The sequence below is a fragment of the Azospirillum brasilense genome, from assembly GCF_001315015.1.
In the GTDB taxonomy this organism is placed as follows: domain Bacteria; phylum Pseudomonadota; class Alphaproteobacteria; order Azospirillales; family Azospirillaceae; genus Azospirillum; species Azospirillum brasilense.
The window spans coordinates 2,841,762-2,861,075 of the sequence record NZ_CP012914.1; the positions used below are offsets into that span (position 1 = coordinate 2,841,762).

The following is a 19,314-nucleotide window of genomic DNA, read 5'->3' on the forward strand; positions in this document are numbered from 1 at the left end:
CGCCCCTCCTTGCTGCTAATGCATTGAAATAGCAGAAAAATTTTTGTTGCCCGCCGCAGCCGCGAACGGCACACTTTCACAAAAGAATCATCAGGACGCAGCGGAAGGACGCCACCGGTTCCACCATCACGGAGGCAGAGCATGGGCAGTCTGGGGCTTCAGCTTCGCGATTACCGCCTGACCACGGCGGAGATTCTGTACCACATGCCGGACCACCCGCACCTGCTGCAGAGCTATCTCTGGCAGGAATTGGACCTCGCGCCCGGCTACCCGGTGCTGCGCCGGTTCCTGGATTTCTGGCAGGCCAACCTGGACGGCAAGCTGCATTCGGTGAAGCTGGCGACCCACCGCCTGATCACACCGGGCGAGGCCCGCGCGGTGGCCGCGGAATTCCGCTGGACCTGACGCCCCACACCCCAGAAACGCGGGAAAATGTGAAAAAATAAACCATTATTAAGAGTATAACTCTTTCGATACCCTTTCCTCAGCACGAACCGTCCGTGCCGATGCACGTCCACGACAAGCTGGGGAATGACGAACATGACGACGCCGGTCTGCCAAGAAGCGGTCAACCTCGTGAAGCATTTCGAGGGGCTTTACCTCAACGCCTACCTGTGCCCGGCGGGGGTGCCGACCATCGGCTACGGCCACACCGCCGGGGTCGAACTGGGGCAGAGCATCACCTCCGCCCAGGCCGACAATTTCCTGCAGTCGGACCTGACCACCGCCGCCGCCCAGGTGGACAAGCTGGTCACCGTCGCGCTGAACCCCGACCAACGCGGCGCGCTGGCTTCCTTCGTGTTCAACCTGGGGGCCGGCAGCCTGCAGTGCTCGACTCTGCTGCGCCTGCTGAACCAGGGCGACTATGAGGGCGCCGCCGGCCAGTTCGGCCGCTGGGTCTACGCCACGGTCAACGGCGTCAAGACGCAGCTTCCGGGTCTGGTCAAGCGCCGCGCCGCCGAGGCCGACCTGTTCGAAAGCTCCACCACGCCGCTGCCCCAGGCGGCGGTCAGCACCGCCACGGGCGCGTGAACGCTCTTAATAACCCTCTCCCCCCTGGGGAGAGGGTGGCCCGGAGGGCCGGTGAGGGGGTTGTACGTGGCCGTTCGTCCGGCAAAAGCGCATCCCCCTCACCCTAACCCTCTCCCCAGAGGGGAGAGGGAAAGCATCTCCCCTTCACCCTTTCCGCTGGCCGGTCAGCCGCAGGCCGCGGTCGATCCATTGGGCGGTCAGCTTTTCCTGGACGGCGTTCTGGCGCAGCCGCTGGTTCAGGTTGGCGAAATCCACGCGGTCCAGGCTCTGGTCCTGGTTGAAGCAGGAGAAGACCACCGTCTCCGCGCCGGTCACCGGGTCGATGTGCCGTTGCAGGCACTGGGCGCAGATCTCCTTCATCATGCATTGCATGGGGGAGTTGATGGAGCCGATGGCGGCGTGGCCGGGCTTCAGGTGGTGCTTCAGCAGGCCGTGCCGGGCCGCCCCCACCGCCGCCATCATGCGGTCGGAGCCGATGGCGACGATGCGGTCCACCGTCTCCAGCGGAATATCCGCCGGCCCCAGCTCGCCCGCCGCGTAGGCGCGCATGGCCTCCACGATGTTCCCGACGAAACTCAGATCACCGGGCCGCGTCGGCGTGAAGCCCGGCGCCTCGTCGCAGCACCAGACGACGCGGTCGGCGGCGGCCTCGATCTGTTCGGTCTTGTAACGGTCCTCCATCCGCTTGTAGCCGGCGAAATAGACGACCCGGTTGCCGCGCGCCCGGCAGGCCTGCCCGATGGAGAAGAGCACGGCGTTGCCCAGCCCGCCGCCGACCAGCGCCACCGTCTCGCCCTCCGGGATCTCGGTCGGAGCGCCGGTCGGCCCCATCACCACCACCGGGTCGCCGGGCTTCAGCAGGGCGCAGAGGTCGGACGAGCCGCCCATCTCCAGGACGATCAGGGAGAGCAGCCCGGCCTCCTTGTCCACCCAGGCGCCGGTCAGGGCCAGCCCTTCCATGGCCAGCGTGGTCCGGCCGATCCGTTGCGCCAGCGTTTCGAAGTTCTGCAGCCGGTAGAACTGTCCGGGTTCGAAACGGCGTGCGGCGGCGGGAGCCTTCACCACCACCTCCACGATGGTCGGGGTCAGGCGGGTGACGCTGTGCACCAGGGGCCGCAGTTCGACGTTCAGGCGCCGCACCAGAGCCTCCGGCATCACGGAGCTGGGCGCCCGGCGAGCCAGGGCGCGGCTGACCACCGGATAGCCGCGCTTCGCCCCGCCCATCGCCTTCACCACATTGCCGGCGAAGGACGGGTGCAGGTCGCCGAAGAAGCTGAGGAACCGCCCGTCCGGCGCCCGCGCCATCAGCACATGCGCCTGGGCCGGCTTGCTCGTCCGCTCCGGCGTCACCGGATTGCCGTCCTCGTCGATGGCGCGGAAGCAACGCCCGTCCAGCTCCACCCACTCCGGCTCCTCGCGGGCCAGGACGGTGTTCGGCTGGGTGCCGGCGGCGACCAGGATGGTGCGGGCGGGGAGCCGCGCGTCCACGGCGGCGGGCGCCACCACCCCGTCCGGCCCGACCGGGCTGATGGCGAGGTGGATCGCCCGCGCGGCGCCCGATTCGTCGATCTCCACCCCGCGCGGGGCGGCGCATTCCAGGAAGCGGATGCCCTCGGCCAGACCGTGCGCCACCTCCTCGTGGTTCAGGGTGTAGCTGGGGCTGTCGATCAGGCGGCGGCGGTAGGCGATGGTCGAGCCGCCCCAGGATTGCAGAAGCGCCGCGACGCGCGGCTCGCGCCCCTGCTCTCCCGCCTCCAGGCGCTCCGCCCGGATGGCGCGGGCGTGGGCCAGGAACTCGTCGGCCAGTTCGGCCTCGTCGGGCGTCCAGCGGGCGCGCACCGCCGCTTCCCCCCGATCGGCCGCCAGGACCTCGTAGCGGGACAGGAACTTCTCGACCTGGACGGGGTAGTAGGCCAGCGCCTCCGTCGCCGTGTCGATCGCGGTCAGCCCGCCGCCGATCACCACGATGGGCAGCCGGACCTGGAGGTTGGCGATGCTGTCCGGCTTGGCCGCCCCGGTCAGTTGCAGCCCCATCAGGAAGTCCGAGGCCTGCCGCACCCCACGGGCCAGCCCGTTCGCCATCGGCACGACGGTCGGCTTGCCCGCCCCCATGCACAGGGCGATGTGGTCGAAGCCCAGCTCCAGCGCCCCGTCGATGGTCAGCGTGCCGCCGAAGCGCACCCCGCCGATGATCGTCATGCGCGCCCGGCGTTCCAGCAACAGCCGGATCACCTTCAGGAAATTCTTGTTCCAGCGCACGGTGATGCCGTACTCCGCCACCCCGCCGAATCCGGCCATCACCCGCTCGTCCAGCCGGTCGTAGAGGTCCCGCACGTCGCGGATCGGCCGGAAGGGCACCCGCGTGCCGCTGGGCAGGACGCCCGAGAGGTCGGCGGGCAGCGGCTCGATCTTCAGCCCGTCGATGCCGACCACCGTGTGACCGTCGTTCATCAGATGGTGCGCCAGCGTGAAGCCCGCCGGCCCCAGCCCGGCCACCAGCACCTTGGAGCCGCTGTCCGGCCGCATCAGCGGGCGGCGCAGGTCCAGCGGGTTCCAGCGGGTCAGCAGGCTGTAGATCTCGAAGCCCCAGGGCAGTTCCAGCACGTCCTTCAGCGTGCGGGTCTCCGCCTGCGGGATGTCCACCGGCTCCTGTTTCTGATAAATGCAGGCCTTCATGCAGTCGTTGCAGATGCGGTGGCCGGTGGCCGCGCACATCGGGTTGTCGACCACCACCACGGCCAGCGCCCCGATGGGCACGCCCTCGGCCTTCAGCGCGTGCATCTCGGAAATCTTCTCTTCCAAGGGGCAGCCGGCCAGCGCGACGCCGAAGGCGCTCTTCTGGAACTCGCCGGTCTTGCGGTCGCGCAGCCCCTTGGAGCAGCTGTCCTTGCCCTGGTTGTGGCACCAGATGCAGTAGTTGGCCTCGTCCAGCGCGCCGGCCAGATCGGTGCCCGGGTCGGTCAGGTGGAAGCCCTGGCGCTCGCGGCAGGAGTCATCGGGCAGGCGCATCATGGTGACACCGTGCAGCTCCACCGTCTCCACCGGGACGAGACGCTGCGGGTCGGTGCGGTGCGGCACCTGGAACAGCACGCCGCCGCCGTGCCGGGCGCGCCCGGCCTCGCTGAAGACCGCCCAGGCGGCGTATTGGGCGGCGCTGTCCAACTGGTCGGCGTGGCCGGTCTCGTCCTCCATCCAGGCCAGCACCTGCCGGGCGAAGGCGGCTTCGGTCAGCGGGCCGCCCAGCCAATCCTCCAGCCTTGCCGCCAGCTCCGCCCCGTCGAGCGCGGCGACCGCCTCCGGCTTCACCGCCTTGGCGGCGCGGCGCTGAACGAACAGGCGCTTGGCGGTGTAGAGCGGCGCCAGCTCCGTATGGCGGCCGCGCAGCTCGTCGAGCGCGGGGCGGATGCCGAACAGATCGCCAATGAAATCCTCGGCGTGCGGGGCGAGCGCGATCAGCAGGTCGCTTTCCGCCTTCGCCTCCAGCCGGTCGGGCTGGGCGCGGGCGGAGAGCAGCCGGTTGGCGAGCGCCACGTCCGTGTCGGACAGCCGGGCGAGGAAGGCGCGGTCGAGCCGGGCCAGCCCGTCCTGCCCGTAAAGCTCGTGGAACGACAGGCCGAAGCCGAGGGTGAGGTCCGCCATCGCCGCCCCGCATCCGAAGCCGTTGGTAAGACTGATATTTGTAACACCCGCAACCCGTCGCCTTCACCCGAAACCCGTGCCGCCGGCTACGGAGTAACCCGTGTCCGTTTGACGCAGCCGCTGCCGCACCCCACATGAGCCGGTGGTCCCTATCCCCCCGGACCTTGTCCGCATCTTCCGGAGCCGCCCGTCCGTGACCGACATCACCGCCCCCGCCCTCGCCGGGAAAGACGTCCGCGACCCCGCCTCCACCCGCCCCATCGCCTATTGGCTTCTCGTCTGCTGCGCGATGGTCTTCGCCATGGCGGTGATCGGCGCCATCACGCGCCTGACCGAATCCGGCCTGTCGATGGTCGAGTGGAAGCCGCTGATCGGCATCCTGCCGCCTTTGTCGGAGGCGGAATGGAACCGCGTCTTCGGCCTCTACCAGACCACGCCGGAGTTCCGCATCTACAACGCGACGATGGATCTGGCGGCCTTCAAACAGATCTTCTGGTGGGAGTGGTTCCACCGCTTCTGGGGCCAGCTGATCGGCTTCGTCTTCCTGATCCCCTTCCTGCGCTTCTGGGTCAACGGGCGCATCCCTGCCGACCTGTGGCCGAAGCTGGCCGGGCTGTTCCTGCTCGGCGGGCTCCAGGGGGTGATCGGCTGGTACATGGTCAAGAGCGGGCTGGTCGACCGGCCCGACGTCAGCCACTACCGGCTGGCGCTGCATCTCGGCACGGCGATCGTGATCTACGGGCTGCTGCTGCGCACCGCGCTGGGTATTCTCGACCCGCTGCCGCTGGCCGGCTGGGCGACCGGGTCCGGCCGGCTGCGCAAGCACGCGCGCTGGGCCTTGGGGCTGACCGGCGTCACCATCGTCTGGGGCGCCTTCGTCGCCGGGACGGACGCCGGGCTGGCCTACAACACCTTCCCGCTGATGGCCGGCCACGTCATCCCGCCAGAGGTCGCCAACCTGACGCCCTGGTGGATCAATGTCTTTGAGAACACCGCGGCCATCCAGCTCACCCACCGGGCGCTGGCGCTGCTGACCGGGCTGGTGGTTCTGGGGCTGGCCCTGCGGGTGTGGGTGGCCCGCCTGCCCGGCCGCGCCGGGCGGGTGGCGCTGCTGACCGCGGCGATGGTGCTGGTGCAGATCGGGCTGGGCATCGCCACGCTGCTGAGCTTCGTGTGGATTCCGCTGGGCGCCGCCCATCAGGCGGGTGCCATTCTGCTGGTGTCCGGGCTGGTCTGGCTGCTCCACGAACTGCGCCCGGTGGGCGTTCCAAAGCGCTGACGCCGTCCGATTCCCTCTCCCTGGACGGGAGAGGGAACGCTACCGGCCTCAATCGTGCTTGCGGATGAACTCCCGCACCGCCGGCATGATGCTTTCGCGCCAGCGCCGGCCGTTGAAGATGCCGTAGTGGCCGACGCCCTTCTGGAAATGGCGGGCGCGCATGTCGTCGGGCAGCGAGGCGCAGAGGCGGTGCGCCGACTCGGTCTGGCCGGGGGCGGAGATGTCGTCCAGTTCGCCCTCCACCGTCATCACGGCAGTCCGGCGGATCGCTGCCGGCTCCACCTTGCGCCCGCGCGACTCCATGGTGCCGTTGGCGAGCGAATGCTTCTGGAACACCGTCTCGATGGTCTGCAGGTAGAACTCCGCCGACAGGTCCATGACCGACAGATACTCGTCGTAGAAGCGGCGGTGCTGCACCGCGGAGTCACCATCGCCGCGGACGAGGTGGCGGAACAGGCCGACATGCTCCCCGATGTGGCGGTCCAGGTTCATCGACATGAAGCCGGAGAGCTGGATGAAGCCCGGATAGACCTGACGGAAGCCGCCCGGATAATAGGCCGGGACGGTGGTGATGACGTTGCGCTCGAACCAGGAGAGCGGGTGGGTCGCCGCCAGCTTCACCGGCACGGTCGGGTTGGCCATCGGGTCGATGGGGCCGCCCATCAGCGTCATGGAGCGCGGCTGCACCGCCTCGTCCCCCGCCGCCATCAGCGACACCGCGGCCAGGACGGGAACCGCCGGCTGGCACACCGCGATGACATGGGTCTGCGGCCCGAGGAAGCGGATCAGCTCCGTCACCGTGTCGATGTAGTCGTCCAGGTCGAACCGCCCGCATGCCAGCGGCACCAGCCGGGCGTCGATCCAGTCGGTGACGAAGACATCGTGGTCGGCCAGCAGCGCCGCCACCGTGCCGCGCAGCAAGGTCGCGTGGTGGCCGGACATCGGGGCGACCAGCAGGACGCGCGGCTGCGCCGGGGTGCCCTCCGGCTTGGCGAAGTGCAGCAGGTTGCAGAAGGGCTTGCGAAGGGCGATGCGCTCAGTAATCGCCACCGTCTCGCCATCCACCACCGTCGTCTTCAGGCCGAATTCCGGCTTGGGGAAGCGGCGGGTGGTGCGCTCCAGCAGTTCCGCGCCGGCGGCCATGGCGCGACCGACGCGGGTGTAGGACACCGGGCTGAACGGGTTCTGAAAGGTGTGCTGGGTCGCTTCGGCCAGGAGGCGCATCGGGCGCAGGGCGGCGTGCTGCAGATCGTAGAGATGGTAGAGCAACAGGTCCTCGCTTCGGCGGTTGTTCCCACGCCCGATCGGCTGGGTGCTGTCATGGATCGGCCGTCATTCGGCGGCCGCTATTGGTAGTATGACCAATCAATAGATTGGCCAGCCCCTATCCAAAAGGTCAATAGCCGACACCCCTTCTCGGGCAAAAAACTTACAACAGAAACAGTCAGCCACACGAAACAGACCATGCAACGCTGCACTGCAAAGGAGGCAAGGCAGGAGGATCAAGCCCAAAGAAAAAGGCGCGTCCGCGGAACCGCGCACGCGCCTTGCAGCAATCAAGGGCCCGGCATACCCGAGCGGGAGTATCGGTTATGGCACCGCCACGGTGGCGCGCACCGGAAGATGATCGGACGCGCGACGCGTCAGCACCGTGCGCACCACCTCATAGGACGGGATGGTCAGCCCGTTGTTCACATAGATGCGGTCGAGCCGCAGCGTGGGCATGCGCGCGTGGAAGCTGCGCGGGCTGGCCCAGTCGGGGAACGCCTCGGCCAGCTTGCGCAGCCGGGGGGAGTTCGGCGCCCATTCGTTGAGGTCGCCCATGAACAGGGTCGGCAGGGCCGGCTGTTCCTCCAGCCGGTCGACGATGGCGCCGACCTGCCGCGCCCTCTCCCACGGATCGAGTCCGAGATGGGCGACGATGATGCGCACCGGGCGCCCCTCCACCTCGACGATCACGTCGATGCCGCCGCGCGGCTCCCGCCGCCCGACGCTGAGGTCGATGGGCTCGCATTTCAGGACCGGCAGCCGGGTCAGGATGGCGTTGCCGTAATGGGCGTGGGCGTTGTGCTTGGTCGGGCCGGCGTGGGCCTTCAGGCCGGTGGCCCGTTCCAGGAAGGCGAACTGGTCCAGCCCGGATTCGCCGCGGTGGTGCCAGCCGACCTCCTGGAGCCCGACCAGATCGACGTCCAGCTCCTTGATGACCTCGGCGATGCGGTCCGGCGCAAAGCGCGCGTCCAGCCCGACGCAGCTGTGGATGTTCCAGGTCGCCACGCGCAGCGGCGCCATGCCGTCCGGCACCGGGCCGCTGCGGCTGTCGACGCGGCGCTTCGGCCGGCGGACGCGGGCGGCGCGCAGCGCGGAGGCGATCCGCTGCACACGCTCTCGGCTGAATCGGATCACCGCTGTTGGTCTCCCTTGACTGCTTCTCCAGTAGCCGGCCGTCTCGCCGCCAGGGCCCGCACCAGCCGATTGCCGGCCCAGCCCAGCCCCAGCGCGGTCACCGCCGCCAGACCCAGAAGAACCATGTCGGTGGGCGTCGGTTCCGTCAACACACGCTCAAGCTGGTGCCCGAGCAGGTTGAAGACAAGAATTCCCGGCGCCATTCCCAGGATCGTCCCGAACAGATAGTCGGCAAACCGGATGCGGGAAGCCCCGGCGACGAGGTTCACCACGGTGAAGGGCGCCACCGGCACCACCCGCAGCGCCGCCATGGCCAGCACGCCGCGCTCGCCCAGCGCGTCGCTGGCCCGCCGCACCACCGCGCCGCCGTAGCGCTCGATGGGGCGCCGGCCGGTGAGCCGCCCCACCCAGAACAGCGCCGCGGCGGAGGCCAGCACCCCGGCCAGCGCGGTCGGGAAGCCCATCCACGGCCCCAGCGCGATGGCCGTCGCCGCGATCAGCAGCAGCACCGGAAACAGCACGAAGCCACCGGCGACATAGAGCAGGATCAGCCACAGCGGCCCGAAGGCCGACTCGCGCAGGCGTTCGAACGCCCCCAGGACGGCGTCCAGGGTCGCCCAGTCGCGCAACGGGGTGTGGTTCCACAGCCCCCACACCCCGCCGACCACCGCCAAGATGATACCCAACGCCAGCCAGTGATGGCGCCGCGGGATACGCGACGGCAGGACGCGCCACACGATGTCCGCAGCGCCGACCGGGCGTTCCGGGTCGAAAAGCTTGGAGTCGGCGACGGCGGCGGCCAGCAGGCCGGGATCGGCGTCCTCCAGCAAGTCCAACGTCCGCCCGCCGGGCCGGCGCAGCGCCTCCACCGTGCGAATGAGCGAGCCGGAACGGCGCAGCTCCGCCGTCACGCTTTCCGGCGCCACCCCGAGATGCTCGGCGATCAGGTCGTCGCGCACCCCGGCGATGGCCAGCCGGGCCTCGCGCCCCTCCACACGCCCATGCGGCGCCTCCAGGGCCAGATCGCATTCGGTGTCCAGCCCCATCGACCGGTTGTTCAGGTTGGCCGAGCCGATGCGCAGAAGCCGGTCGTCCACCACCATCACCTTGGCGTGGATGGTGATGCCGACGCTGCCGGTTTTGGCGCTCTCCGTCCTGGCGATGTAGAAGCGGAAGCGCCCGTGCCGGTCGGCCTCGCGCAGTTCCTTCACCAGCCGGGCGCGGGCGCCGAGCATCACGGTGTTCTCCAGCCAGCTCGACGTGCGGGCGGAGTTGACGACGACCACCTCCGGCCCGTCCGGCTCGGCCAGCCGCGCCTTCAGCGCCTCGGCCACGGCGACCGAGGCGAAATACTGGCTTTCCATGTAGATGAAGCGCTCGGCCGAAGCGATGGCGGCGGTGTAGAGCGCCTCGACCTCCCGCACTTCGGCGCGCCCGTTGTAGCCGGGTTCGGTGCGCGCGATGCCGACGGGCATGCCCTTGAGCAGCGGGACGAGCTGTTGCGGCCAGGGGTCGGGGCTGTCCGGCCCGGCCCGGCGCGCCTTCAGCCGCAGCCGCCGGGGGCGCTTGCCGTCGGAAGGGCCGCCGCCACCGCCAAGCACGTCCATGGCGGGCGGCGACAGCACGCAGCCGGTGGCGCGGCGCCAGCGCTCGCGGAACAGGTCGCCCAGCGCACGGGCGGCGTCGCCGTCCACCGCCATCATCACGTCGTGGAAGGGCTCGTAGGGGGTGCCGTCCGGCTGGCGGCGCAGCGGTTCGTCGGCGCGGTGGGCGCGGGTGTCCCAGCGGTTGGCGGTGATGTCCAGCCCGCCGCAGAAGGCCAGCCGGTCGTCGATCACCAGCATCTTCTGATGGTGGCAGGCCCCGGCGGGATGGTCGCCGTCCAGCCGGTACTGGAGCCGTGGATGGCTGAGCCAGCCGCGCAGGAACAGCGGCTGCGACCAGCGGGCCAGATCGAACAGCTCCGCAAAGTCCCACTTCAGCACATGGATGGTCAGGTCCGGGCGGGTCGCGGCCAGCCAGTTCAGAAGGTTGCCCAGCTTGTCGGGGCGGCGCGGGTGGCGCGTCTGCGGGGTCAGCCGGATGCGGGCGTCGAAGTCCCAGGCGGTCAGGTAGATGCTGCGCCGCGCCTGCCGCATCGCCGCCTTGGCGAGCGCGAAGTAGTCCTCGGCATCGACGATGACCCCGACTCGCTCCGCCCGCTCCACCCGCCAGCAGGTGCGGCCCGGCACCAGCAGCGGGTCGGCGGCCGCGCAGGAGAACGCCCCGGTGAGCGCTGGTTCAGGCGGCATTGGGAAGGACGGCTGGTCGGGCATGGGACGCGGCTGGACCGGGGTTCCTGCGGGGATCGGCATCGGGGGTTCACATATGGTGCGTCCGGGACGGGCTGCGACCGGCCAGGAAGGCGAATGCCCGAACAACACCGCAGCCGCCCAACCCTCCCCGCCCCCCGCCGAGAGGCGAAATTCCATTGCCCGACCGGCCGGGACCTGGGTACCGTCAGGAGGACTCCATTCGTGTCCGCCATTGTCGCATGATCCGCCTGTTGTGATCCGCTTGTCCGTCCCCCGAACGACTCTGCCCGTCACGGCCGCCCGCTCCCGGCGGGGCCGATGCTGAGCCTCGTCCTGCGCCGGGTGCTGGCCGTGGTGCCGGCCCTGCTGGGCCTCGCGCTCGCCGCCGCCGTGGTGGCGGCGTTGGCGGGACCCGGCTGGACGCAGGCATTGGGCGCCGTTCTGGCCGCGCTGCCGACGACGCTGGCGCTGGTCCTGCCGGCGCTGGCGCTGGGGACCGGCTTCGGCGCCCTGCTCGGTGTCCTGGGCGGGGTGGGCGCCGTTTTGGGCGGGGTGGGTCCGGCCATGCCGGGCTTCCTGCTGGCCGCGGCCTTCGCCGCCACGCTGGCGAAGGCGCCCGTCCTGCTGGGCCTCGCCGCCCTCGCCCTGCCCGCCGCCGCCCAGGCCGCGACGCTTGCCGGCCGGGCGCGGGCCGGGGCGGAGGACACGATTCTGCTGGCGGCGCGCGGGCGCGGGGTCGACGGCTCCGCCCTGCTGTGGCGGCTCACCCTGCCGCTGGGGCTGTCGGCGGCGATGGGCGGCCTGCGCAGCGCCGTGGCCGGGACGGTGACCGCGGCCGTGGCGGTGGAAAGCCTGCTCGGTGGGAACGGCGCCGGGCGGCTGTTCGTCGAGGCGGCGCGCGCCGGGGACACCGGCATGGCCGTCGCCGCGCTCGCCGGGCTGTGCGGCCTCGCCCTATTGCTGAACGCCTTGGGCGGCGCGCTGCATGGCTGGCTCGACCCGCGGGCCCGGATGGCCTGATGCACGGACCCGCCGGCACCGACTCTCATTGGCGCGACGGCCCCTGGCAGAAGGCCGGGCAACGGCTGACCGCGCACCGGCCCGCCGTCGCGGGGCTGACCCTTCTGGCCGCGCTGATGCTGGCGGTTGCCGCCGGCCTCGTCGCCGGGGGCGGCCCGGTGGGGGCGGCGCTGGCCGCCGGGCACCAGAGCCTGACCTTCGCGCTGCTCGCCGGGTTGGGCGGGGCCGCCCTCGGCCTGCTCTGGGCCGTCATAGCGGTTGCTCTGGGCGAGCGGGCGGAGCGGGCGATGATGGCGCCCGCCGCTGCCCTGACCGGCCTGCCGCTGGCGCTGGCCCTGCCGCTGGCCGGCGGGTTGCTGGGTCCAACGCGCGGGCTGGCGCCGATGGCGGTGGTGACCGCCCTGATCGCCGCCCCGGCGGTGGCCGTCATCGCGCGGGACGAATTGCGCGCCCTGCTGCGGCGGGAGTTCCTGAGCGCCGCCCAGGCCGCCGGGATTGCCAACGGGCGCCGGCTGCGCCGCCACATCCTGCCCAACGCCGTCCTGCCGCTCGCCGCCGCGGCCTGGACCGCCCTTCCCCGCGCCTTGATGGCGGAAAGCCTCGCGAGCCTGCTCGGCCTCGGCCTGCCGGAGGGGGTGAGCGGCTGGGGAACCGCCGTCGGCGCGGCGGCGCGGGCGGGCGATACCGTGGCGCTGGCCGGGCCGGCGCTTCTGCTGGCGCTGACCCTGTGGGCGCTGCACGGGGTGGGCGACGGGATGCGGCTGGCCTTCTCCACGGTCTCGGGAGGACGGCGGTGAACAGAGCGGAGGGCGGCGCGCCGCTGCGGGTGGAGGGTCTGTCCCTGCTGACCAGCCGCGACATCCTGCTCGACCGGCTGAGCTTCGCCGTCGAGCCCGGCGAGGTGCTGACCCTGTCAGGCGGCGCCGGGACGGGCAAGACGCTGCTGCTGCGCGCGCTGGCCGGCCTCGCGCCCAAGGGCATCACGGTGCTGGGCGACATCCAGATCCGGGGACGGCGCATCCTGGTCACCCAGGACGGCGCCCTGGACCCGCTTCGCACGCTCGGCGCCCAGTTCACCGAGCTGTTGGCCCACCAATCCGGGATGGACGAGCGCGCCGCCCTGCGCCGCGCCGCCGAGGCGCTGGAGCGCTTCCAAGTGCCCGCCGCCACGCGCCGGCTGGCGCTCCACCCGCAAGAGCTGGGCGAGGCGATGCGTTGGCGGGCCGCGCTGGCGCTGGCCATGGCGGCGCAGCCGGCGCTGCTGCTCGCCGACGCCCCCGCCGCCGCGCTCGACCCCACCCAGCGCGTCCGCCTGCTGAGCGACCTCGCCGCCTGGACGCGGGAAGCCGGAACGGCGCTGCTGCTGACCGGACGCCCGCAACCCGATCCAATCCACGCCGACCCGGTCCACTCCGGTCTGGCCGACCGCCGGCTGATCCTGGCCCAAGGGCGCCTGGAAACGCCGGAGGAGCCCGCGCCAGCCCCGCCCCCGGTGGAGTCGGTGCCCTCCGGCCCGCCCATCCTGTCGGTGCGCGACCTGCGCGTCGCCTTTCCTCTGGGGCGGGGCTGGCGCGGCGAGGAGCGCTGGCTGACCGTCGTGGACGGCCTGTCCATCGCGCTGGCCGAGGGCGAGACGCTGGCCCTGCTCGGCGAGACGGGCAGCGGCAAGTCGGTGCTGGCCCGCGCCATCCTGCGGCTGGTGCCGCCGGTCGGCGGTCAGGTGTCCTGGCTGGGGACCGACCTCGCCGCCGCCCCGCCGGAGGCGATGCGCCGGGCGCGGCGGGACCTGCAAATCCTCTTCCCCGATCCGCTGGCCGCCTTCGACCCGCTGATGACCATCGGCGCACAGTTCGCCGAGACGCTGGAGTCGCTGCGGCCCGCCCGGTCTTCAGCCGACCGTACCGCCCGGCTGGCCGAGGCGCTGGAGGAGGTCGGGCTGCCCGCGGCGGTCCTCGACCTCCACCCCGGCACGCTCCGTCCGGCGGAGGCGGCGCGCGCCGGGCTGGCCCGCGCCCTGCTGCCGGAGCCGCGCCTGCTGGTCTGCGACGAGCCCGCGGCGGCGCTCGATGGGACGGAGCGGGCGGACTTCCTGACCCTGCTGCAGGCGATCCGCCGCCGCCGCCGGCTGGCCCTGCTCTACGCCACCCAGGACGCGGCGGAGGGCTTGCGGATCGCGCGGCGGGCGCTGGTGCTCCTGCTCGGCCGGATCGTCGAGTCGGCGGACAGCGCGGTTCTGGCCACCGGGGCGCGCCACCCCTACAGCCGCGCGCTGATCGCGGCGGCCGGCTTGGTCCGCCCGGCGCTGCACGGCGATCCGCCCTCGCCCCTGCGCCCGCCAACCGGCTGCGTTTTGCGGCTGCGCTGCCCGCTCGCCCATGATGGCTGCGCCCAGCTTCCCCCGACGCTCGACCCCGTGGCGCCGGGCCACCGAGTCGCCTGCCATGTCGCGCAGGACGAGGTCCAAGACGGCACCCAGGTTGGCGGGAAAGCGCCCTAAATCCGTTTCCGGAGCCCACCGGTGCCTTGGGCGCGGCCGCAATTCCGTCCCAAAAAGGTCTGAAACTGCGCGGGTTGGCAAGGAGGCGGGCACGGGATAACGTCCCCGGCCTTCACGCCCGCATTGCTGAAATCACGGAAAAGGACAGGGATGCTTCGCGCACGCACCCGGTGGACGGTCCCCTGCATGGGCGCACTCGCCGTCCTTCTGCTGCTTCTCGCCGGCTTCGCCGCGCCGTCACTGGCCGCCGGCCCCGTTCCGGGCGCCGCCACGCCGGCCCCCGCCGCCGCGGCCCCTGCGGAACCCGCCGCCTCGCCCGATCCGACGCCCGAGCAGATGCAGGCGATGATCACGACGCTGGAGGACCCGGCGGCCCGCGCCCGGCTGGTCGAGCAGCTGAAGGCGCTGGTCGCCGCGCAGAAGGGGCTGGAGCAGGCCAAGGCCGAGGAGGCTCCGGCGGCCAGCACCCTGCCCGAGACCATCGGGGCCAGCGCCCTGTCCTTCCTGGCCGAGCGCATGGACGTGCTGAGCCGCCAGCTCGTCCAGGTCGGCAACGTGTTCAAGGAGCTGCCCGGCGCCATCGAGTGGGCGAACCGGCAGATGGTCGACCAATCGGCCCGCGACCGCTGGGTGCAGATCGCCATCCAGCTGACGATGATCCTGACCGCCGGTCTGGCGATCCAGCGCTTCGTCGGCTGGCTGCTCGCCCGCCCGCGCAACGCGCTCGCCGCCCGGCGGGGGACCACGATCCTTGTGCAGTTTCCGCTGCTGCTCGGCCGCGCGCTGCTGGAGCTGGCGCCCATCGCCGCCTTCATCGTCGTCGGCTACGCCATCCTGTCGGTCAGCGAGCCGGGACCGCGCGTCCGGCTGGTCGCGCTGGCCGTCATCAACGCCACCGTCATCCTGCAGATCCTGCTGGTCGCGGCCCGCATCCTGATCTCACCCTTTGCGCCGTCCCTGCGCATGGTGCGGGTGGGCGACGCCAACGCCCAGCGCCTCTACCGCTGGGTCCGCCGGCTGGCCGCGGTCGGCGTCTACGGCTATTTCCTGGCGGAGGGCGCCTATGTGCTGGGCCTGCCGCTCGGCGCCTACGGCGCGCTGCTGAAGCTGCTGGGGCTGGCGATCGCCGGGATGCTGATCGCGCTGATCCTGCAGAACCGCCGCATCGTCGCCGACTGGATGCACGGCAACCCGCTGTCCGGTGACGGCGACCCGGCGGCCACCGCGGAGCGCGAGTCGGAGGGCCAGGGCGCCGTCCTGCGCTCCGCCCGCCGCCGCTTCGCCGACGTCTGGCACGTCCTGGCGATCATCTACGTCGTGGTGACCTTCGGCGTCTGGGTGCTGAACGTCTATGGCGGGTTCGAGTATCTGGCCCGCGCCACCGGCATCACCATCCTGGTCGCCGTGATCGCCCGGCTGCTGGTCAACGGCATCAACCGCGGCCTGCGCCGCGGCCTGCGCATGGTCCCGGAAAGCCAGGGCGCCCTGCCGCCGCTGAAGGACCGCGCCTCCCTCTACCTGCCCTTCCTGCACCGGGCGGTGAAGACGGTGATCTGGGTTGGTGCCGCGATGATGATCCTCTACGGCTGGGGCTTCGACACGCTGGCCTGGACGGACACCCGGCTCGGCCAGCGCATCCTGCGCAGCACGGTGACCATCGGCCTCCTTCTGGTCGGCTCCGTCATCGCCTGGGAGGTGGTCAGCGCGATGATCGAGCGCTTCCTCGCCTCCACCGACCGCAACGGCACGCGGATCGAGCGCAGCGCGCGCGTGCGCACCCTGCTGCCGCTGCTGCGCAACGCCTTCCTGATTCTCCTGGTGACCATGGTCTCGCTGATCACCCTGTCGGAGCTGGGCGTCAACATCGCGCCGCTGCTGGCCGGCGCCGGTGTGGTCGGTCTGGCCGTCGGTTTCGGGTCGCAGACGCTGGTCAAGGACATCATCACCGGCCTGTTCATCCTGTTCGAGGACAGCATCTCCATCGGCGACGTGGTGGATGTGGGCGGCGGCCATTCCGGCTCGGTGGAGGCCATCTCCATCCGCTCGATCCGGCTGCGCGACGGGTCGGGCGCCATCCACACGGTGCCCTTCAACTCGGTCAGCACCGTCAAGAACATGTCGAAGGACTTCTCCTACGCCCTGTTCGAGGTGCGGGTGGCCTACCGCGAGGACCCCGACCGCGTGATCGAGCTGCTGAAGGACATCGGCGCCAGCCTGCAGTCCGACACCCAGTTCGCGCCCGACATCATGGGGCCGCTGGAGGTGATGGGTCTGGACAAGTTCCAGCCCGACTCGACCCAGCTGATCACCGCGCGCTTCAAGACCCGCCCGACCCGGCAGTGGGGCGTGTCGCGCGAGTTCAACCGCCGCATGAAGAAGCGCTTCGACGAGCTGGGGGTGGAGGTGCCGACCGGCTCCATGCAGCTCATCGTCGGCGGGAACCACCCCGACCGCGCGCTGGCCGAGGCGCTCAGCCAAGGGTCTTAAAAGGCCAGGGCTCGTAATCGGGAGCCGTGCGGCCGGGGGCCCTACGCCTCCGGCCCGCCGCGCTCCAGGACCGCGACGAAGGCGTCGACGACGCGCGGGTCGAAATGCCGGCCCGACTCGGCGCGGATCAGATCGACCACCGCCGCCAGTTCCCACGCGTCCTTGTAAGGGCGGCGGTGCAGCAGGGCGTCGTAGACGTCGGCGACCGCCACGATTCGGCCCGACAGCGGGATGGTGTCGCCCACCAGCCCGTGAGGATAGCCGGTGCCATCGAACTTCTCGTGGTGGCTCTCGGCGATCTCCGCCCCCATCGACAGGTAGCTGCGCCCGCCGACCGGGCCGGAGGCGTCGCGCAGGATGCGCCCGCCGATGGCGGCGTGCTCGCGCATCTGGATGATTTCCTCGGGATCCAGCTTGCCGGGCTTGCGCAGGATCTGGTCGGGGATAGCGACCTTGCCGACGTCGTGCAGCATGCTGGCCAGCCCGATCAGCTCGCAGAAGCGGTCGTCGGCATCACCGCCGACGCTGCCCTGCGCCTGGAGCTCCCTTGCGATGGCGGTGGCCCAACGGCCGATGCGCCGGACATGCTCCCCGGTGACCTCGTCCTTGTATTCGGCCAGCTTGCCCAGGGCGTGCACCGTGGCGATCTGCGCGAGGCGGAGCTGTTCGTACAAGGATACATTGTCGAACCCGACCGACATCCGGGAGCAGAAGATCTCCACCAGCCGCCGCTCGACCTCCGGCAGGCCGCCGTGCCCGGCGATGAACAGCGCGCCGGGGCCGGGGCTCTGGGTCTGGAACAGCGCGACGCTGTGGTCGTCGCGATGCAGGCTGCGGCCCCGGGCCAGGGCGGCAGCGATGTCGGCGCAGGCCGCGTCGGGCAGCACGGCACCGACCGGCCGGCCGGTCGCCTCGGCGAAGACGCCGGTTCCGCACAGCACCACCGCCTCCCGGAACCGGCCGTCCGGCACCGCGCACAGGAAGGCTCCGGCCGCCCGCGGCAGCAGCGCGGCGACCCGTTCCACCACGCCGACGGCGAAGCGGTCCATGCAGCGCTGCTCGAACAGGGTGCCGGCGGCATCGACGATCGCCTCCAACCCCTGCCGGTTGCGCTCGATCGCGTCGATGTGCTGGTAGGAGCGCAGGGCGGCCACCGTCGTGGTGAACAGCTTCTGGGCGGTCAGCTCGCTCTTGGCCTTGTAGTCGTTGATGTCGTAGCTGACGATCACCTGCCGTTCCGGCGCCTGTCCGGGCTGGCCGGTGCGCAGGATGATGCGGACCCGCCGGTTGCCCAGCCCCTCGCGGATGTGATGGACCAGCCGCAGGCCGGCGTCCTCGGTTTCCATCACCACGTCCAGCAGGACGGCGGCGATGTCGGGATGATCGTTCAGGATCGCCCGCGCCTCGCCCCCCGAATGGGCGGACAGGAACTGCAGGCGGCGCCCGTCGAAGGTCACGTCGTTCAGCACGACGCGGGTGATCGCGTGCACCTCCGGATCGTCGTCGACGATCAGCAGCTTCCAAGGGGCGGCGATGGGGCCGGACGTCGCGGACGACGGGTCTGGAGCGTCCTCGTCGGCGAACAGCAGGTCGTCGTCCTCGTCCTGGCTCCGGCCTTGGATGTCCGACATCGCCACTCCCCGCCCCGCTCTGCCAAGCTGCATGGCTACAATTCGATTCTCTTTTTCAACGTTTGTTGCGGTTCGTGTCAACCGCGCTGGCGCTTTTACATCCATGACCACAGGCGGAGGGAGGCTGCGGCGCGTTGTCTTCCCCCGTTCCGGCTACCACCAAAGCGCCCACCCCGGTGCGTGTGGAGGGGTTGCGGCCCGCCCCGAACGGGGGATCATCGGGAGAAAGGCGTGAGGCGAAAAAACCGAGGCTGAAAAACCGAGGCTGAAAAACAACGCGAGAACAACGGGGGCAGGCCATGATACCGGACGCTTGGGACATCGAATTGCGCGAAGGGGCCGCCAGCGTGGCCCGCCATCTGATCGAGACCGGCTGCGTCCGGTACGACCCGGAGCATTTGTGCAACCACGGTTCGGGGCTGGTCAGCCCGGTCCATCTGGAGGGACGGCGGCTGCTCTCCTACCCCGCGGTGCGCGACGAGGTGCTCGACTTCGGGCTGCGGATGATCGGGCAGGAGATCGGCGACGGCGAACTGGACGCCATCGCCGCCGCCGAGGGGGCCGGCGTGCCCTGGGCCGCGCTGATCGCCGACCGGCTGGAGCTTCCCCTCGTCTTCGTGCGCAAGGAGGCGCCGGAGGGCCTGCAGGGTTACAAGCACCGCATCGAAGGGCGGGTGGAGCCGGGCTGGCGCGTGCTTCTGGTCGAGCAGATCGCCGCCGACGGCCACCGCAAGGCCCGCTTCGCCCAGCCGCTGAAGGAGGCGGGCTGCGACGTGCGGGACCTGTTCGTGCTGTTCCAGTACGGGATCTTCGACGAGATCCAGGAGCATCTGGCCCCGCTGGGCATCACGATGCACGCGCTGGCGACCTGGTGGGATGTGCTGGAGGTGGCGAACCGCGGCCATTACCTGGACGGGCCGGCGCAGGGCGAAATCCACGCCTTCCTGCACGACCCCAAGCGCTGGACGGCGGAGCACCAGAAAGGCCGGAAAAGCGAAAAGGCGGCCTGAGGCGGGGCGGGGCCCCTCTCCC

The 19,314-nt window shown here is 71.0% G+C and carries 13 protein-coding genes; 8 read left to right on the plus strand and 5 right to left on the minus strand.

The features are described 5' to 3' along the window. Positions 1 to 141 precede the first annotated feature (141 nt). Complete coding sequence (locus AMK58_RS13195) at positions 142 to 405, plus strand: usg protein (RefSeq protein ID WP_035670808.1); 264 nt, start codon at positions 142 to 144, stop codon at positions 403 to 405. A gap of 135 nt (positions 406 to 540) precedes the next feature. Continuing rightward, positions 541 to 1,032, plus strand: a complete 492-nt coding sequence (locus AMK58_RS13200) for a lysozyme (RefSeq protein WP_035670824.1) — start codon at positions 541 to 543, stop codon at positions 1,030 to 1,032. A gap of 144 nt (positions 1,033 to 1,176) precedes the next feature. Here AMK58_RS13200 and AMK58_RS13205 read toward each other — a convergent pair whose 3' ends face one another. Next, the gene (locus tag AMK58_RS13205; RefSeq protein ID WP_059398977.1) at positions 1,177 to 4,671 is read right to left on the minus strand and encodes a hypothetical protein; all 3,495 of its coding nucleotides are present in this window, start codon (positions 4,669 to 4,671) and stop codon (positions 1,177 to 1,179) included. Between the two features lie 193 nt (positions 4,672 to 4,864). On the opposite strand from AMK58_RS13205, the gene AMK58_RS13210 reads away from it, so the two are divergent. Beyond that, on the plus strand, positions 4,865 to 5,950 hold the full coding sequence (locus AMK58_RS13210; RefSeq protein WP_035670788.1) for a COX15/CtaA family protein: 1,086 nt from the start codon (positions 4,865 to 4,867) through the stop codon (positions 5,948 to 5,950). Positions 5,951 to 5,998: 48 nt separating this feature from the next. On the opposite strand, the gene AMK58_RS13215 is transcribed toward AMK58_RS13210, so the two are convergent. The 3 genes from AMK58_RS13215 to AMK58_RS13225 all read right to left on the minus strand — a co-directional run bounded on the left by AMK58_RS13215 (position 5,999) and on the right by AMK58_RS13225 (position 10,707). After that, positions 5,999 to 7,219, minus strand: coding sequence for a polyhydroxyalkanoate depolymerase (locus AMK58_RS13215; protein ID WP_035670785.1), 1,221 nt, complete (start codon positions 7,217 to 7,219; stop codon positions 5,999 to 6,001). Positions 7,220 to 7,540: 321 nt separating this feature from the next. Beyond that, positions 7,541 to 8,353 carry an endonuclease/exonuclease/phosphatase family protein gene (locus AMK58_RS13220; protein ID WP_059398978.1) on the minus strand — a complete coding sequence of 271 codons (813 nt, stop codon included), beginning with the start codon at positions 8,351 to 8,353 and terminating at the stop codon, positions 7,541 to 7,543. Beyond that, positions 8,350 to 10,707 carry a VTT domain-containing protein gene (locus AMK58_RS13225; protein ID WP_059398979.1) on the minus strand — a complete coding sequence of 786 codons (2,358 nt, stop codon included), beginning with the start codon at positions 10,705 to 10,707 and terminating at the stop codon, positions 8,350 to 8,352. The genes AMK58_RS13220 and AMK58_RS13225 overlap by 4 nt, the downstream gene beginning before the upstream one ends. A gap of 258 nt (positions 10,708 to 10,965) precedes the next feature. Between AMK58_RS13225 and AMK58_RS13230 the strand changes: the two genes are divergently transcribed. The 4 genes from AMK58_RS13230 (at position 10,966) to AMK58_RS13245 (ending at position 16,651) form a co-directional block, all read left to right on the plus strand. Beyond that, positions 10,966 to 11,667 (plus strand): ABC transporter permease subunit, encoded by a 702-nt coding sequence (locus tag AMK58_RS13230; RefSeq protein WP_059398980.1) that lies wholly within the window; start codon positions 10,966 to 10,968, stop codon positions 11,665 to 11,667. Continuing rightward, the gene (locus AMK58_RS31130; protein ID WP_079285703.1) at positions 11,667 to 12,464 is read left to right on the plus strand and encodes an ABC transporter permease subunit; all 798 of its coding nucleotides are present in this window, start codon (positions 11,667 to 11,669) and stop codon (positions 12,462 to 12,464) included. The genes AMK58_RS13230 and AMK58_RS31130 overlap by 1 nt, the downstream gene beginning before the upstream one ends. Further along, positions 12,461 to 14,164 (plus strand): oligopeptide/dipeptide ABC transporter ATP-binding protein, encoded by a 1,704-nt coding sequence (locus tag AMK58_RS31780; protein WP_059398981.1) that lies wholly within the window; start codon positions 12,461 to 12,463, stop codon positions 14,162 to 14,164. The genes AMK58_RS31130 and AMK58_RS31780 overlap by 4 nt, the downstream gene beginning before the upstream one ends. Positions 14,165 to 14,350: 186 nt before the next feature. Continuing rightward, positions 14,351 to 16,651, plus strand: coding sequence for a mechanosensitive ion channel domain-containing protein (locus tag AMK58_RS13245; protein ID WP_236778136.1), 2,301 nt, complete (start codon positions 14,351 to 14,353; stop codon positions 16,649 to 16,651). Between the two features lie 41 nt (positions 16,652 to 16,692). Here AMK58_RS13245 and AMK58_RS13250 read toward each other — a convergent pair whose 3' ends face one another. Continuing rightward, complete coding sequence (locus tag AMK58_RS13250; protein ID WP_035670772.1) at positions 16,693 to 18,282, minus strand: DUF3369 domain-containing protein; 1,590 nt, start codon at positions 18,280 to 18,282, stop codon at positions 16,693 to 16,695. Positions 18,283 to 18,581: 299 nt separating this feature from the next. On the opposite strand from AMK58_RS13250, the gene AMK58_RS13255 reads away from it, so the two are divergent. Beyond that, on the plus strand, positions 18,582 to 19,292 hold the full coding sequence (locus tag AMK58_RS13255) for an orotate phosphoribosyltransferase (protein WP_035670769.1): 711 nt from the start codon (positions 18,582 to 18,584) through the stop codon (positions 19,290 to 19,292). The last annotated feature ends 22 nt before the right edge of the window (positions 19,293 to 19,314 follow it).

Bases quoted from the DNA above. Each gene is read 5' to 3' on its own strand.
- AMK58_RS13245 (WP_236778136.1), top strand. From the start codon at position 14,351: ATGGGCGCACTCGCCGTCCTTCTGCTGCTTCTCGCCGGCTTCGCCGCG.
- AMK58_RS13255 (WP_035670769.1), top strand. From the start codon at position 18,582: ATGATACCGGACGCTTGGGACATCGAATTGCGCGAAGGGGCCGCCAGC.
- AMK58_RS13250 (WP_035670772.1), bottom strand. From the start codon at position 18,282: ATGTCGGACATCCAAGGCCGGAGCCAGGACGAGGACGACGACCTGCTG.
- AMK58_RS13195 (WP_035670808.1), top strand. From the start codon at position 142: ATGGGCAGTCTGGGGCTTCAGCTTCGCGATTACCGCCTGACCACGGCG.
- AMK58_RS13225 (WP_059398979.1), bottom strand. From the start codon at position 10,707: ATGCCGATCCCCGCAGGAACCCCGGTCCAGCCGCGTCCCATGCCCGAC.
- AMK58_RS13205 (WP_059398977.1), bottom strand. From the start codon at position 4,671: ATGGCGGACCTCACCCTCGGCTTCGGCCTGTCGTTCCACGAGCTTTAC.
- AMK58_RS31130 (WP_079285703.1), top strand. From the start codon at position 11,667: ATGCACGGACCCGCCGGCACCGACTCTCATTGGCGCGACGGCCCCTGG.
- AMK58_RS13230 (WP_059398980.1), top strand. From the start codon at position 10,966: ATGCTGAGCCTCGTCCTGCGCCGGGTGCTGGCCGTGGTGCCGGCCCTG.
- AMK58_RS13200 (WP_035670824.1), top strand. From the start codon at position 541: ATGACGACGCCGGTCTGCCAAGAAGCGGTCAACCTCGTGAAGCATTTC.